This is a genomic window from Streptomyces sp. AC602_WCS936, assembly GCF_019049125.1.
In the GTDB taxonomy this organism is placed as follows: domain Bacteria; phylum Actinomycetota; class Actinomycetes; order Streptomycetales; family Streptomycetaceae; genus Streptomyces.
In genome coordinates this window covers 73,249-87,415 of record NZ_JAGMUF010000008.1, presented here as the reverse complement: position 1 = coordinate 87,415, position 14,167 = coordinate 73,249, and the positions used below count along the sequence as shown (strand labels likewise).

Below are 14,167 nucleotides of genomic sequence, written 5' to 3'. Positions count from 1 at the left end.
CTTCCGGCGGGGCATTCGGTGGGGACGTGAACGAAACGGGCGGGGCGGGGGCTGACGCATGGCGGCGCGGGGCGGACAGGACGGGCGGGGTGGCCGCCGGAAAGGGCTGAGGGCGGCCGGCCTGGCACTGGCCGCCGCCCTGCTGCTCGGTGCCGGAGCGGCGGGCTGGGCCTACTGGCACCTCAACGACAACATCAGAAGCGTCGACATCAACGGCGCGCTGGGCGACGACCGCCCCGCGCGACCGGTCACCGTCCCCTCCGGCTCGCCCTCCGCCTCCCCGGTGCCCACCGGCGCCCTGAACGTCCTCGTCCTCGGCTCCGACTCGCGCAGCGGCGAGGAGAACCGGGAACTCGGCGGCGGCGACAGCGAGGGCGCCCGCTCCGACACGGCGATGGTCGTCCACCTCGACGCCGGCCGGACCGCCGCCACCGTCGTCAGCATCCCCCGCGACACGCTCGTCGACCGCCCCTCCTGCCCGCTGCCGTCCGGTGGGTCGACCCCCGAGGCGAGCGGCGCGATGTTCAACACCGCCTACGAACTGGGCGGCCCAGTCTGCGCCGTGAAGACCGTCGAGACGCTCACCGGCGTGCGCATGGACCACTACGTCGAGGTCGACTTCTCCGGCTTCGCCGACCTGGTCGACGCGCTCGGCGGGGTCACGGTCACCACGGACGTCGACATCGACGACGACAAGAGCCACCTGCACCTGGACGCCGGCACCCACCACCTCGACGGCACCGAGGCCCTGGGTCTCGCCCGCACCAGGTACGGCCTCGCGGGCGGCAGCGACCTCGCCCGCATAGAGCTCCAGCACAAGCTGGTCAAGGCGCTGCTGGAGCAGATCTCCACCACCGACCTGCTCACCGACCCCACCCGCCTCTACCAGGTCGCCGACGCGGTCACCGGCAGCCTCACCACCGACACCGGCCTGGACTCGCTGAGCGAGCTGGTGAACCTGGGCCGCAGCCTCGGGGACCTCGACGCGGACGACGTACGCACCCTGACGATGCCGGTGCTGCCCGCGCCCGCCGACCCCAACCGCGTGGTGGCGGACCAGCCGGAAGCCGCGGACCTGTGGGAATCGCTGCGCTGACAGAGATTTCCGGGGGAGTCCCGGGGAGTTCCGGGGAGTTCCGGGAAAATGTCGCCGCGGGTGTCGATCCACGGCCCTCCCGTTCGACGCAGGGGTGAGAGGCCGGGACCGACCCGGCACCGGAACCACCGAGGAGCCACCATGCCCCGCTACCTGTCGCTGATCCGCATCGAGGAGAACGACGCCCTCTCCGGCGGCCCCAGCCCCGAGCTGGTGCAGCGGATGGAGAAGCTGATGGAGGAGATGACCAAGGCCGGCGTGCTGCTCGACACCGCCGGGCTGACCCCGACCGCCCAGGGCACCCGAGTCCACTACGAGGGCGGGCAGCTGTCCGTCACCGACGGGCCGTTCACCGAGTCAAAGGAGGTCATCGGCGGCTACTCGCTCCTCCAGGCCAAGGACAAGGCCGAGGCGGTCGAGTGGACCAAGCGCTTCCTCAAGGTGCACGAGGAGTACTGGACGGTGACCTGCGAGGTGCGGGAGCTGATGGAGGGCTGAGCCCGGTTTGGCCCCGACGGCCCGGGGGTGTTGCATGGTGGGCTGTGGAACCACAGCCCACCGAGGCCGTCGAGACGGTCTTCCGCCTGGAGTCCCCGCGCGTCATCGCCGGCGTCGCCCGCCTGGTCCGGGACGTCGGCATCGCCGAGGAACTCACGCAGGACGCGATGGTCGCGGCCCTGGAGCAGTGGCCCCGGGACGGCGTGCCCGACAACCCGGGCGCCTGGCTCATGGCCACCGCCCGGCGCCGCGCCGTCGACCTGATCCGGCGCCGCGAGAACTATGCCCGCAAGCTGGCGGAGATCGGCCGCGACCTGCCCAACGCCTCCCCGCCGCCCGAGGAGCCCGCCGACCCGGACGACATCGACGACGACCTGCTGCGCCTGGTCTTCACCGCCTGCCACCCGGTGCTGTCCGCCGAGGCCCGCATCGCCCTCACCCTGCGCCTGCTCGGCGGCCTCACCACCCCCGAGATCGCCCGCGCCTTCCTCGTCCCGGAACCGACGGTGGCGCAGCGCATCGTGCGCGCCAAACGCACCCTGGCCCGCAAGAACGTCGCCTTCGAGGTGCCGTACGGCCCGGACCGCGCGGCCCGCCTCGGCTCGGTCCTGGAGGTCATCTACCTGATCTTCAACGAGGGCTACGCCGCCACCGCCGGCGACGACTGGCTCCGCCCGGCCCTGTGCGAGGACGCCCTGCGCCTGGCCCGCGTGCTCTCCGCGCTGATGCCCAAGGAGCCCGAGGTCCACGGCCTGACCGCGCTGCTGGAGTTCCAGGCCTCCCGCACCGCCGCCCGCACCGGTCCCGACGGTACGCCCGTCCTCCTGAAGGACCAGAACCGCCGCCGCTGGAACCGCATGCTCATCGCCCGCGGCGTCACCGCCCTCGACCACGCCCACGCGACCAGGGACGCCGGTCTCCCCGGCCCGTACACCCTCCAGGCCGCGATCGCCGCCTGCCACGCGACGGCGTACACCTACGAGGAGACCGACTGGCCGCGCATCGCCACGCTCTACGGCCTGCTCGCGGCCCGTGCCCCGTCACCGGTCGTCGAACTCAACCGCGCGGTCGCCGTGTCGATGGCCGAGGGCCCGGCCCCGGCCCTCGCCCTCGTCGACGCTCTCGCCGCCGAACCGGCCCTGCGCGACTACCACCTGCTCCCCAGCGTCCGCGGCGACCTCCTGCTCCGCCTGGGCCGCAGGTCCGAGGCCCGCACGGAGTTCGACCGCGCCGCGTCCCTCGCCCGCAACGAACGCGAACGCGCGCTCCTGTCGCGCCGGGCACGGGAGACGGACACCGCTTAGCGGACGGGGTGCCCGATCAGCATCGTCGGCGCCCCCGCCACCCGGGTCATGAACACGGTCGCCGAGTTCGGCCCCTGCGGTTTGACCTTCCGCCGCAGCTCCTCCGGCTCGACCGCCGAGCCGCGCTTCTTCACCGTCAGGGTGCCGACCTCGCGCTCCCTCAGCAGTGCCTTCAGTTTCTTGACGTTGAACGGCATCCGTTCGGTGATCTCGTACGCCGTGGCGTAGGACGTCGGCCGCAGTTCGTCCGAGGTGACGTACGCGATCGTCGCGTCCAGCAGCCCGCCGCCGACCTGCTCGGCGACCTCGGCGACCAGATGGGCGCGGATGACGGCGCCGTCCGGCTCGTACAGGTACCGGCCGGGCGTGCGCACCTCCGGGTCGGGCAGGCCGGTGCCGAGCAGGGTGCGGGGCCCCGGCAGCAGCGTGGCCCGCACCGCCCCCGGCGCGGTGCCGAACCACAGCACCGCCTCCTTCACGTCCCCGCCGTCGGAGATCCACTCGGCCTCGGCGTCCTCGGGCACCGCCTCGTGCGGGATGCCCGGCGCGACCTTCAGCGCGGCGGCGAGCGGAGCCTTGCGGGCAGCCTCGACGGCCCAGGACAGCGGCGGCGAGTAGGCCTCCGGATCGAAGATCCGGCCACGCTTCGAGGAACGCCGCGCGGGATCGACGAACACGGCGTCGTACGGGGCGGTGTCCACCTCCGTCACATCGGCCTCGCGCACCTCGATCAGGTCGCCCAGCCCCAGCGCCTCCGCGTTGGCGCGGGCCGCCGCGGCCGTGGCCGGGTCCCGGTCGACCGCCAGCACCCGGATGCCCGCGCGCGCCAGCGCCACCGCGTCGCCACCGATCCCGCAGCACAGGTCGGCGACGGACCGTACCCCGACCGCGCGGAGGCACTCCGCCCGGTACGCTGCCACGCTCGCCCGCGTCGACTGCTCGACCCCGTTGGGTGTGAAGAACATCCGCCCGGCGTCCTCCGCGCCGAACTTCGCCACCGCCCGCTGCCGCAGCCGCGCCTGTCCGAGCGCCGCCGACACCAGCTCCGCGGGGTGCGCGCGCCGCAACCGGGTCGCGACCGCCAGCTCCTGTGCCGGGTCGGTGTCGCGCACCTCGTCGAGGAGGGCGCGGCCCTCGGGGGTGAGCAGGGCGAGGAGGGCGTCGAGGTCGTTCACCGGAACATTGTGGGCCAGTCGGTGGATGGTGTGCGTCCGGTGCGGTGTCGGGCCGGGTCAGGGGTCCGGGGACTGCGAGGATCCCGCACCATGCGAGCAGTCGTACAAAATGACAAGAGCCGGGTGTTCAGGGCGTATCGGGCGCCGTCCGCGAGGCTCCGGATGCGCGCCGGCGCGGCGGCCCTCGCCGTCGCCGCCCTCGCCTCCGGCTGTGCGCAGGACGCCTCCGAGGTACGCGGCGCCTCCGGCCAGCAGCCCCTCCAGGCGCCCCCGGCCCGCGCGCTGGACGCCTACGCGTCCAAGCTGAGCGCGGCGCACGCCGCCCGGGTCGCCGCCGCCAAGCGCTGGAAGCTGAAGAAGGTCCCGCTGACCGCCCCGCCGCCCCCCGCGAAGAAGCCGGAGATCAAGGCCCGCAAGGGCTTCGAGGTGGACGGGCAGGAGAACCTCCCGCCGGTCTTCACCTCGATCCCCACCAAGGAGAAGATCGTCTTCCTCACCATCGACGACGGCGCCGAGAAGGACCCGGCGTTCCTGCGGATGATGAGCGAGCTGAAGATCCCGTACACCGCCTTCCTCAGCGACTACCTGGTCAAGGAGGACTACGGCTACTTCAAGAAGATGCAGGACCGCGGCGTCACCCTCAACAACCACACCCTGAACCACCCCTACCTGCCCGCCCTGTCCTACGCCGAGCAGAAGCGCGAGATCTGCGGCATGCAGGACGTGATCGAGAAGCGCTACGGCAAGCGCCCCACCCTCTTCCGCCCGCCCTACGGCAACTACAACCGCGACACCCTGCGTGCCGCCAAGGCCTGCGGCATCGAGTACGCCCCCATCTGGAACGAGGAGGTCTTCGCCGACCACTGGGACTACCGCGAGTGGGACCGGAAGATCCACCCCGGCGACATCGTTCTCACCCACTTCCGGGGCGAGGGCGACTGGGACGGCACCATGCGCGACATGGTCCGCGAGTTCCTCGACAAGGTCACCGCCGAGGGATACGCCGTGGCCCGGCTGGAGGACTACCTGTGAGGCGCGGGCGGCTGCGGCCGGCCGGGGCCGCCCTGGCCGCCCTGCTGCTCACCGGCTGCGCCCAGTTCGCCGGCCCCGCGCAGCCCCCGGCGGGCGCGGAGCCCCCGGCGGGCGCGGAGCCAGGCGCCCAGGGCGGCGACCGGGGACAGCGCCTGCCGCCCGTCGTGGACCACGTCCGCACCACCGACCCGGTCGTCTTCCTGACCTTCGACGACAGCGCCGAGCGCGACCCGCACTTCGCCGACACGGTCCGCGAACACCGGCTCCCGGTCACGCTCTTCCTCACCGACACCGTCGCCGGACCCGCGTACGGCCACTTCGCCCGGTTGCGCTCGGTCGGCGCGAGCCTGCAGAACCACACTCTCGACCACCGCTCCCTGCGCGGCCTGCCCTACGCCGGCCAGCGCGCGGAGATCTGCGGCCAGCAGACCAAGCTCCGCTCCCGCTTCGGCGTCCGCCCCCACCTGTTCCGCCCGCCCTACGGCAGGTACGACACCACGACCCTGCGCGCCGCCGCCGACTGCGGCATCACGGCCGTCGTCCTGTGGCGGGTGGCCCTGAACGCCGACGGCGACCTCACGTACACCCGCGGCGAACACCGTCTGCACCCCGGCGACGTCGTGGCCGTCACCCCGGACCACCCGACGGGCACGGGCCTGAGCGCCCGCACGGAGGCCCTGCTGGAGACGATCGAGGAGCAGGGGCTGAGGGTGGCGGATCTGGGGGACTACCTCTGAGGGGGATGTTCGGCGTGGGGTGGCATCTCTTGCACCGGCCGGCATTTCCAGCCCGTCCGGCGCTCGAGGACGAGGCCGTCCAGGCCGATTTCCCCGCCGACGCGCCGCCGGCATTGGCACTCCGCTTGACCGAGTGCTAACCGCAGTCATAGTCTCGGCTCTGGCACTCCCCCTAGGAGAGTGCCAACACAGCGACGGGCAGGTCCGGCACCCGCGACGACGGATCGACCTGGTCGCCACCTCAGACAGTTAACCCCGTGAGATCTCCGAAGGGGGAGGTCGGATCGTGACGACCGCCAGCTCCAAGGTTGCCATCAAGCCGCTCGAGGACCGCATCGTGGTCCAGCCGCTCGACGCCGAGCAGACCACGGCTTCGGGCCTGGTCATTCCGGACACCGCCAAGGAGAAGCCCCAGGAGGGCGTCGTCCTGGCCGTGGGCCCGGGCCGCTTCGAGGACGGCAACCGTCTTCCGCTCGACGTCAGCGTCGGCGACGTCGTGCTCTACAGCAAGTACGGCGGCACCGAGGTGAAGTACAACGGCGAGGAGTACCTCGTCCTCTCGGCTCGCGACGTGCTCGCGATCGTCGAGAAGTAATTCACCGAAGCACCCAGCAGTTCAGCTGCGCCCCTGGCTCCCGCGACCATAAAAAAGCCGGGCGCCCGGGGCGCAGTGCCGTATAACCCCAAGATTTCCGGAAGAGGGCTCACGCTCCCATGGCGAAGATCCTGAAGTTCGACGAGGACGCCCGTCGCGCCCTCGAGCGCGGCGTCAACAAGCTCGCCGACACGGTGAAGGTGACGATCGGTCCCAAGGGCCGCAACGTCGTCATCGACAAGAAGTTCGGCGCCCCGACCATCACCAACGACGGCGTCACCATCGCCCGTGAGGTCGAGATCGAGGACGCCTACGAGAACCTCGGCGCCCAGCTGGTGAAGGAGGTGGCGACCAAGACCAACGACATCGCGGGTGACGGCACCACCACCGCCACCGTCCTGGCCCAGGCGCTGGTCCGCGAGGGCCTGAAGAACGTCGCCGCCGGTGCTTCCCCGGCGCTGCTGAAGAAGGGCATCGACGCGGCCGTCGCCGCCGTGTCCGAGGACCTCCTCGCCACCGCCCGCCCGATCGACGAGAAGTCCGACATCGCCGCCGTGGCCGCGCTGTCCGCCCAGGACCAGCAGGTCGGCGAGCTGATCGCCGAGGCGATGGACAAGGTCGGCAAGGACGGTGTCATCACCGTCGAGGAGTCCAACACCTTCGGTCTGGAGCTGGACTTCACCGAGGGCATGGCCTTCGACAAGGGTTACCTGTCGCCGTACTTCGTGACGGACCAGGAGCGCATGGAGGCCGTCCTGGAGGACCCGTACGTCCTCATCAACCAGGGCAAGATCTCCTCCATCACCGACCTGCTGCCGCTGCTGGAGAAGGTCATCCAGACCAACTCCTCCAAGCCGCTGCTGATCATCGCCGAGGACGTCGAGGGCGAGGCCCTGTCGACCCTGGTCGTCAACAAGATCCGCGGCACCTTCAACGCGGTGGCCGTCAAGGCCCCCGGCTTCGGCGACCGCCGCAAGGCGATGCTGCAGGACATGGCCGTTCTCACCGGCGCCACCGTCATCTCCGAGGAGGTCGGCCTCAAGCTCGACCAGGTCGGCCTCGAGGTGCTCGGCACCGCCCGCCGCATCACCGTCACCAAGGACGACACCACGATCGTCGACGGTGCCGGCAAGCGCGACGAGGTCGAGGGCCGCGTCAACCAGATCAAGGCCGAGATCGAGTCCACCGACTCCGACTGGGACCGCGAGAAGCTCCAGGAGCGCCTCGCGAAGCTGGCCGGCGGCGTGTGCGTGATCAAGGTCGGCGCCGCCACCGAGGTGGAGCTGAAGGAGCGCAAGCACCGTCTGGAGGACGCCATCTCCGCGACCCGCGCCGCGGTCGAGGAGGGCATCGTCTCCGGTGGCGGCTCCGCGCTGGTCCACGCCGTCAAGGTCCTCGAGGGCAACCTCGGCAAGACCGGCGACGAGGCCACCGGTGTCGCGGTCGTCCGCAAGGCCGCCGTCGAGCCGCTGCGCTGGATCGCCGAGAACGCCGGCCTGGAGGGCTACGTCATCACCTCCAAGGTCGCCGAGCTCGACAAGGGCCAGGGCTTCAACGCCGCCACCGGCGAGTACGGCGACCTGGTCAAGGCCGGCGTCATCGACCCGGTCAAGGTCACCCGCTCCGCCCTGGAGAACGCCGCCTCCATCGCCTCCCTCCTCCTGACGACCGAGACCCTGGTCGTCGAGAAGAAGGAAGAGGAAGAGCCGGCCGCCGCGGGCCACGGCCACGGCCACGCCCACTGAGCGACACGCTCGTAGAAGAGCCCGGCGCCCACCAGGGTGCCGGGCTTCTTCGTTGGTGCGTCTGTTAGCGTCATGATCGATTCGGTTGAACGCTGCTGACCACAGCGTGTGCCGAACGGTGATGCGCCAGTGAGCAAGGGGGAAGAAGAATGCCCGAGAACCCGCCCGGCGACGTGTTCACCGGCCGTGTGCTGGAGTGGCACAGCGAAGAGGGCTGGGGCGTACTCGCGTCCGATGCCCTTACGGAACGGGTGTGGGCGCACTTCTCGGTCGTCGAGGCCGAGGGTTTCCGCGAACTGACCGCAGGCCAGTGCGTCGTGTTCACGGCCGAACCGGCCGAGCAGGACGAGTACCACTGGCGCGCCGTGTGCGTCTGGCCGAAGACCGCCACGCACCGCCGTCCGGACGAGGAGAGCGGGCCGGGCTATTCGTCGGGCCTGGACATCGACTTCGATTCCTGACCGCGCGTCGGCCACCGCCGAATCGGTCCTTTCATCCGCGCCCGGCGGGCGGGTGGTTTCTGCCGCCGTTCTCGCCGTGGGTGCCGTGCCGGCCGAAGCGGGGGTCACCCAGGCCAAGCACACCTTCAAGATGTCCGCCCCGTCCTACAAGCGGACGGACTCCAACGGAACGTTCACCGGACAGGTGAACATGGCCGGCACCGTCGGCAAGTCCGCCCACATGGCGTGGTCCTTCCGTACCTCACCGAAGGTCCGAGCCATTGCCACGGGGAGGATGACGTGCACGGCAGGGCACATGCAGCTGCCGTACCACGACAAGCACACCAACGTGGCCGTCGACTACTTCTGGCACTCGTCCGTCCCCGGCAACCGGCGCAACAAGAACTACACGCTCTACGGGAACTGCACCTTCCGAGTGAAGGTGGGCGGTAAGACGGGGACCGCCAATCTCGGCTTCCGGTTCAACTACTCGCTGTTCGACGGAATCAGCAAGTCCGCCGGGGCACGGGACGAGGTATCCGCCGCCGCGGAGAGCACTGCTTACGCGAGCGATCTCGACATCGCCTACGACTCCTGACGCGTGGGCCGGTTCTCCGCATGTGCAGGGGCGCGGAGAACCGGCTGACGGCTGCCACGGCCGCTGCACAGAGGCGCCGCGTCACCGAGGAACCGTCACAGCAGCCCGCTCAGCGGCAGTACGCGCTCGGCGAGCCGCCCGCGCAGCCGGCCCCCGGCCGTGTCGGCCTCCTCCGCCAGCCAGCCTGCGGCGGCCAGCAGCCCGACGTGCTCGGCGACGTCCTCGGGCCGCAGGCCGCAGAAGGAGGCGACCACGTCCAGAGCGAGCCCGTCACCCTCCTCGCCGCCACCTCCGAGGCGCCCGTCGGGACGGCTGTGGGCGGCGGTGTACACGGCGAGGAGCCGCGTGGCGGGCCCGGCCTTCTTCTTCCGCAGCTTCCGGTCGCCCACCACCTTCTGTGCCCACCCCGACAGCCGCGCCCGGGTGACCTTGCCGAAGAAGAACGGGCGGGGCTGGGAGGGAATCAGCGTGGGCACCGTGACCTGGGTGGGCTCCTCGGGCCGGGACATCAGCGCGTCGTCGGCGGTGACGTCCTCCGGCAGCAGCAGCCAGCCCACGTCGACCAGCTCCTGGAGCACCCGCTCGGCGTCCGACGACAGCCAGCCGCTGAGATCCTGCCCCGTGACGTTCCCGGTACCGGCGCGAGCGGCCCGCAGGGTGAGCATCAGCACCGCGAGCCGCGCCTCGGCGTCGGGGAGCGGGGAGTCGGCGCGGACGTGCTCCAGCACATTGCGGGCGTGGACACCCTGACCCCGGGTCAGCAACCGCTCGACCGCCGGTCCGTCCCCGCCCACCGGGACACCGTGCCGGTTGGCGTCCATCTCCCGGGTGGTCCGCGCGGCCACCGCGGCCCGTTCCGCCTCCTCACGCAGGGACGCGTCACCGGTGACGTCTGCCCACAGGGCGAAGGCGCGGGCCTTGCGGTCGTGGAGTTCGGCGAGGACGGCGAGGTCCGGTTGCGGCCGCCGCTGGTACGCCCGGAACGCGTCCCCCAGTTCGGTCAGCTCCACGCGCAGCGCCTCGGGCTGGAGGTCGTCCGGCACGATCCGCTGTGCGACCGTCGCACCCCGCCCCGCTTTCCGGGGCCTGGACGGGACACCCTCGGGCCGCGGACGTGGGGCGGGGCGGGCGTGCGGTACGGAGGCGGTGCCGGTGGCGGGGCGACCCGGGGCCGGGGCGACCGCCGGTGCCGGCGCCCCGCTCCCACCGCCGGGAGCGTCGGAGAACAGCACCGTCCCACCCCCGGTCATGGGTCCCCGGCCCGTTTTCACCCTGTCCGTACGCCCCCTGCCCGTGCCGTCGACGAACACTTCGCCCCGGTCACCAGTGCCCGCGTTCACGCGATGCCGCCCTCTCCCTCGCCATACCTGCGACCTCCCGCCCGCTGCGGGCGCAGCCATCCGACGCTAAGACGCACGGGCGCCTCGCCGAGCAAGGACCGGGATAGACCACACGTTCGGGTGATGGTCTGTCCCGCGTGAGCGGTATCGTGGCCAGCCGCATCACACGCCCTGACCGGCCTCGCCGTCACGGTGCAACCGGTGCCCGAGGCGTTGGGCGGACAGTCAGCTTGTGTGCAGGGCCAACCCGTGCCGAGCGCCCTGGCCGCCCGTTCGAGCTGAGATGGAGCGGCCTACCGCGGCCCGTACTTCCGCCCCGTCCGCGACGTGATCCCGCCCAGCACCCCCCGCGGCACCAGCTTCGCCGCGCCCATCAGGGCCTTGTAGCGGGGGTCGGGGATCGACAGGGACTTCCCGCGAGCCAGATCGCCCAGTGCCGCCGCGACGACCTTGTCCGCGTCGAGCCACATCCAGCCCGGGATGTTGTCCGTGCCCATGCCCGCCCGCGCGTGGAACTCCGTGCGCACGAAGCCGGGGCACAGGGCCATCAGGCGCACCCCGCTGCCCGCCAGGTCCTTCGCCACGCCCTGCGTGAACTGCACGACCCACGCCTTGGAGGCGCCGTAGGTGCCGCGCGGGACGAAGGCGGCGACCGAGGCCACGTTGACGACGCCGCCGCGGCCCCGCTCCCGCATCGCCTCCGTCGCCGCCGAGGTGAGCCGCAGCACCGCCTCGCAGTGCACCTTGAGCATGGTCAGCTCGTCGCCCATGGAGACGTCGAGGAAGCGGCCCTTGTTGCCGAAACCGGCATTGTTGACCAGCAGGTCGACGGGGTTCCTGCGCTCGCCCAGCCGGGCGGCCACCGCGTCGATGCCGGCGTCCGTCGCCAGGTCGGCCGTCAGCACCTCCGCCTCGATGCCGTGCCGGTCGTGCAGCTCGGTGGCCTGTTCGCGCAGCCGCTCGGTGTCGCGGGCCACCAGCACCAGGTCGTGCCCGTCGGCCGCCAGCCGTCGCGCGAACGCGGCGCCGATACCCGCCGTCGATCCCGTAATCAATGCCGTTGTCATGGCGCAAGGTTATGGGGCCGGACCGGACGCGTCCGCTTCGCTCACATCGTGATGTCCGATCGTGAGGAACCGGTGACCAGTACCTGGTGAGAGGGGATCAGGAGGAGCGCCCCGCCACGTACTTCCGCGCCGTCGCCAGCGCCTCCGGGTGCAGCGCCCCGCCCGCCGCGAGCAGCCGGGGCAGCAGCTCCCGCTCGGTCGTCACCGCCCGGAACTGCAGGGCCACGGTCACCTCGTGGCCGGGCCGGTGGACGACCTCGACCGGGTCGCCCTCCCGTATCTCCCCGGGCTCGATCACCCGCAGGTACGCGCCCGGCGCCCCCTTCTCCGTGAAGCGCCTCACCCACCGCTCCTCGCCCAGGTGGCCCTGGAAGGTGCGGCAGGGGATGCGGCCGGAGGTGACCTCCAGGACCAGGTCGGGGCCGACGCGCCAGCGCTCGCCGATCCGGGCGCCACAGACGTCCACGCCCGTCGTGGTGAGATTCTCGCCGAAGGAGCCGTTCGGCAACGGGCGGCCCAGCTCGCGCTCCCAGTCGTCCAGGTCCTCGCGCGCCACCGCGTAGACCGCCTGGTCGGTGCCGCCGTGGTACCGGGTGTCGCAGACCGTGTCCCCGGCCAGCCCGCTCGCCCCGACGCCCTTCGGTCCGGGCGCGGTCACCCGTACGGCCCCGTCCGCCGGCCGCTTGTCGATGCCGGTGACGCCCTCGGGCTGGTCCGTGTACGGCACGGCCTTCGCGCGGCCCAGATTGACAGAGAGAAGCTTCATGGCCGAACGGTAGGACAGCCGTCATCAAAGCGTCGACGCATTATTCGCCGTTCGGTCAAAGGGTCGCTTATTCTCGGTGGTGTGATCGAGGCTCGTCATCTCCGCGTGCTGCGCGCCGTGGCATCGACCGGTTCCTTCTCCGCCGCCGGGCGCGAGCTGGGCTGCACCCAGCCCGCCGTCAGCCAGCAGATGAAGGCCCTGGAGGCTTCCGTCGGCACCCCGCTGCTCGTCCGCACCGGCCGCGAGATGCGGCTGACCCAGGCCGGAGAGGCGCTGGTGCGGCACGCCGCCGGGATCATCGCCGGGCTGACCGCCGCCGAGGAGGAGGTCGCCGCCATCGCCGGGCTGCGCGCCGGACGGGTCCGCCTGGTCTCCTTCCCCAGCGGCAGCTCCACCCTCGTACCGACGGCGCTGGCCGCACTGCGCGCCGCGCACCCCGGCACCCGGGTCTCCCTGGAGGAGGCCGAGCCGCCGAGGTCCGTCGAGCTGCTGCGCGAGGGCGACTGCGACGTGGCGCTGGCCTTCCGCTACGAGGGGGCGGCGGGCGCGGAGGAGTGGGACGACCTGGTCGTACGGCCGCTGCTGACCGACCGGCTGGTGGCGCTGGTGCCGGAGGGCCACCGGCTCGCGCGGACCGGAGCCGCCGGTTCGGAACCCACCGGCTCGGAACCCACCGGCTCGGTGGCCATCGGGGAGCTGGCCCGGGAGCCCTGGATCGCGGGCTGCCCGCGCTGCCGGGGCCAACTGGTCGAGGTCTGCGAGGGGGCCGGTTTCACGCCCCGCATCGACTTCGCCACCGACGACTACCCGGCGGTCGTCGGACTGGTCGGGGCCGGTCTGGGCGTGGCCGTGCTGCCCCAGCTCGCCGTCGAGTCCGTACGGCCCCGGGGTGCGCGCACGGTGACGCTGGAGCCGGCGGTGCGGCGGGAGATCGTCGCGCTCACCCTGCCCGACCTGGCGCAGGTGCCCGCGGTGACGGCGACGCTCGACGAACTGGCGCGGGCGGGGGCACGCCAGTCGGCGGCGCGCTGAGAGCGGCACGCACCTCGCCTGCGCGCCCGCCCTCGTAGAGAAACGTTCCTTCAGTGGTGCGCGGCCGCCTCCCCGCCGACCGACGCCGATGCCGTCGCCGCCACCAGGCGGTGACGGGCCCGACCCATGAGCTCCTCGCGCTCGTCCTCCGTCAGTCCGCCCCACACGCCGTACGGCTCGCGCACCGCCAGCGCGTGCGCCGCGCACTCGGCGCGGACCGGGCACCTCATGCAGACCTCCTTGGCCGAGTTCTCGCGAGCACTCCGCGCCGCTCCCCGTTCGCCCTCCGGGTGGAAGAAGAGCGAGCTGTCCACCCCGCGGCACGCAGCCAGGAGCTGCCAGTCCCACAGGTCCGCGTTCGGTCCTGGAAGGCGGGAGAAATCTGCCATTGCGTGACCCCTTGTAGCCGATATGGGTAGATGCGGGATACAGCGTCCGCAACCGTACAACTACGATCTAAGGAGATGAAAATATGACTCATTGCGAATCTAGCCGCAGACACCAGCGAAGTGGAAGAAAAGCGGCTAAATGGGGCATGGGATGTGATGAAACGGGGCGGGTCCGACGCGCATGTCTGCTGCGTGGCCGCCCCCTCACGTAGAGTGCCGAAGACGACACACAGCCCCGTAACTCTTTCGAGTGACCGTCGTTGAGAGTGCGGAGGCGGTTGAAGGAACAAGTGCTCGGGCGGGCGTCCGGGACGGTCGACCGCACAGGTGACGATTTCGTACCAGCCTGGAGG

At 71.7% G+C, this 14,167-nt stretch carries 15 protein-coding genes; 10 read left to right on the top strand and 5 right to left on the bottom strand.

What is annotated here, in order from left to right; genetic code table 11:
* Positions 1–58: 58 nt before the first annotated feature.
* From KUM03_RS03070 to KUM03_RS03060, 3 genes are all read left to right on the top strand, one after another.
* Positions 59–1,096 (top strand): LCP family protein, encoded by a 1,038-nt coding sequence (locus KUM03_RS03070; protein WP_217245449.1) that lies wholly within the window; start codon positions 59–61, stop codon positions 1,094–1,096.
* A 141-nt stretch (positions 1,097–1,237) separates the two neighbouring features.
* Positions 1,238–1,594, top strand: a complete 357-nt coding sequence (locus tag KUM03_RS03065; RefSeq protein ID WP_217245448.1) for a YciI family protein — start codon at positions 1,238–1,240, stop codon at positions 1,592–1,594.
* 44 nt (positions 1,595–1,638) lie between these two features.
* Positions 1,639–2,898: an RNA polymerase sigma factor gene (locus tag KUM03_RS03060; protein ID WP_217245447.1), complete on the top strand. Its 1,260-nt coding sequence runs from the start codon at positions 1,639–1,641 to the stop codon at positions 2,896–2,898.
* Here the strand turns inward: KUM03_RS03060 and KUM03_RS03055 are convergent.
* Complete coding sequence (locus KUM03_RS03055; protein ID WP_217245446.1) at positions 2,895–4,073, bottom strand: class I SAM-dependent methyltransferase; 1,179 nt, start codon at positions 4,071–4,073, stop codon at positions 2,895–2,897. The genes KUM03_RS03060 and KUM03_RS03055 overlap by 4 nt on opposite strands.
* A 162-nt stretch (positions 4,074–4,235) precedes the next feature.
* On the opposite strand from KUM03_RS03055, the gene KUM03_RS03050 reads away from it, so the two are divergent.
* The 6 genes from KUM03_RS03050 (at position 4,236) to KUM03_RS03025 (ending at position 9,220) form a co-directional block, all read left to right on the top strand.
* Positions 4,236–5,105, top strand: a complete 870-nt coding sequence (locus tag KUM03_RS03050; RefSeq protein WP_217245445.1) for a polysaccharide deacetylase family protein — start codon at positions 4,236–4,238, stop codon at positions 5,103–5,105.
* Positions 5,102–5,842: a polysaccharide deacetylase family protein gene (locus KUM03_RS03045; RefSeq protein ID WP_217245444.1), complete on the top strand. Its 741-nt coding sequence runs from the start codon at positions 5,102–5,104 to the stop codon at positions 5,840–5,842. The genes KUM03_RS03050 and KUM03_RS03045 overlap by 4 nt, the downstream gene beginning before the upstream one ends.
* A gap of 286 nt (positions 5,843–6,128) precedes the next feature.
* Complete coding sequence (groES, locus tag KUM03_RS03040; protein WP_019329594.1) at positions 6,129–6,437, top strand: co-chaperone GroES; 309 nt, start codon at positions 6,129–6,131, stop codon at positions 6,435–6,437.
* A 119-nt stretch (positions 6,438–6,556) separates the two neighbouring features.
* Positions 6,557–8,182, top strand: coding sequence for a chaperonin GroEL (gene groL / locus KUM03_RS03035; RefSeq protein WP_073724986.1), 1,626 nt, complete (start codon positions 6,557–6,559; stop codon positions 8,180–8,182).
* A gap of 149 nt (positions 8,183–8,331) precedes the next feature.
* Entirely contained in the window at positions 8,332–8,643 is a 312-nt protein-coding gene (locus KUM03_RS03030; protein WP_217245443.1) for a cold-shock protein, read from the top strand.
* Between the two features lie 76 nt (positions 8,644–8,719).
* Entirely contained in the window at positions 8,720–9,220 is a 501-nt protein-coding gene (locus KUM03_RS03025) for a hypothetical protein (protein WP_217245442.1), read from the top strand.
* 95 nt (positions 9,221–9,315) lie between these two features.
* On the opposite strand, the gene KUM03_RS03020 is transcribed toward KUM03_RS03025, so the two are convergent.
* The 3 genes from KUM03_RS03020 to KUM03_RS03010 all read right to left on the bottom strand — a co-directional run bounded on the left by KUM03_RS03020 (position 9,316) and on the right by KUM03_RS03010 (position 12,393).
* Entirely contained in the window at positions 9,316–10,263 is a 948-nt protein-coding gene (locus KUM03_RS03020) for a hypothetical protein (RefSeq protein ID WP_308406240.1), read from the bottom strand.
* Between the two features lie 590 nt (positions 10,264–10,853).
* Positions 10,854–11,627: an SDR family oxidoreductase gene (locus tag KUM03_RS03015; RefSeq protein ID WP_217245440.1), complete on the bottom strand. Its 774-nt coding sequence runs from the start codon at positions 11,625–11,627 to the stop codon at positions 10,854–10,856.
* A 97-nt stretch (positions 11,628–11,724) separates the two neighbouring features.
* Complete coding sequence (locus tag KUM03_RS03010; RefSeq protein ID WP_217245439.1) at positions 11,725–12,393, bottom strand: MOSC domain-containing protein; 669 nt, start codon at positions 12,391–12,393, stop codon at positions 11,725–11,727.
* Positions 12,394–12,474: 81 nt separating this feature from the next.
* Between KUM03_RS03010 and KUM03_RS03005 the strand changes: the two genes are divergently transcribed.
* The gene (locus KUM03_RS03005) at positions 12,475–13,425 is read left to right on the top strand and encodes a LysR family transcriptional regulator (RefSeq protein WP_217245438.1); all 951 of its coding nucleotides are present in this window, start codon (positions 12,475–12,477) and stop codon (positions 13,423–13,425) included.
* A 50-nt stretch (positions 13,426–13,475) separates the two neighbouring features.
* Here KUM03_RS03005 and KUM03_RS03000 read toward each other — a convergent pair whose 3' ends face one another.
* Positions 13,476–13,814, bottom strand: a complete 339-nt coding sequence (locus KUM03_RS03000; RefSeq protein WP_217245437.1) for a WhiB family transcriptional regulator — start codon at positions 13,812–13,814, stop codon at positions 13,476–13,478.
* Between the last annotated feature and the right edge of the window lie 353 nt (positions 13,815–14,167).

Coding starts and splice junctions, on each gene's coding strand:
- KUM03_RS03015 (WP_217245440.1), bottom strand. CDS start 11,627: ATGACAACGGCATTGATTACGGGATCGACGGCGGGTATCGGCGCCGCG.
- KUM03_RS03050 (WP_217245445.1), top strand. CDS start 4,236: ATGCGCGCCGGCGCGGCGGCCCTCGCCGTCGCCGCCCTCGCCTCCGGC.
- KUM03_RS03000 (WP_217245437.1), bottom strand. CDS start 13,814: ATGGCAGATTTCTCCCGCCTTCCAGGACCGAACGCGGACCTGTGGGAC.
- KUM03_RS03065 (WP_217245448.1), top strand. CDS start 1,238: ATGCCCCGCTACCTGTCGCTGATCCGCATCGAGGAGAACGACGCCCTC.
- KUM03_RS03030 (WP_217245443.1), top strand. CDS start 8,332: ATGCCCGAGAACCCGCCCGGCGACGTGTTCACCGGCCGTGTGCTGGAG.
- KUM03_RS03070 (WP_217245449.1), top strand. CDS start 59: ATGGCGGCGCGGGGCGGACAGGACGGGCGGGGTGGCCGCCGGAAAGGG.
- groL (WP_073724986.1), top strand. CDS start 6,557: ATGGCGAAGATCCTGAAGTTCGACGAGGACGCCCGTCGCGCCCTCGAG.
- KUM03_RS03010 (WP_217245439.1), bottom strand. CDS start 12,393: ATGAAGCTTCTCTCTGTCAATCTGGGCCGCGCGAAGGCCGTGCCGTAC.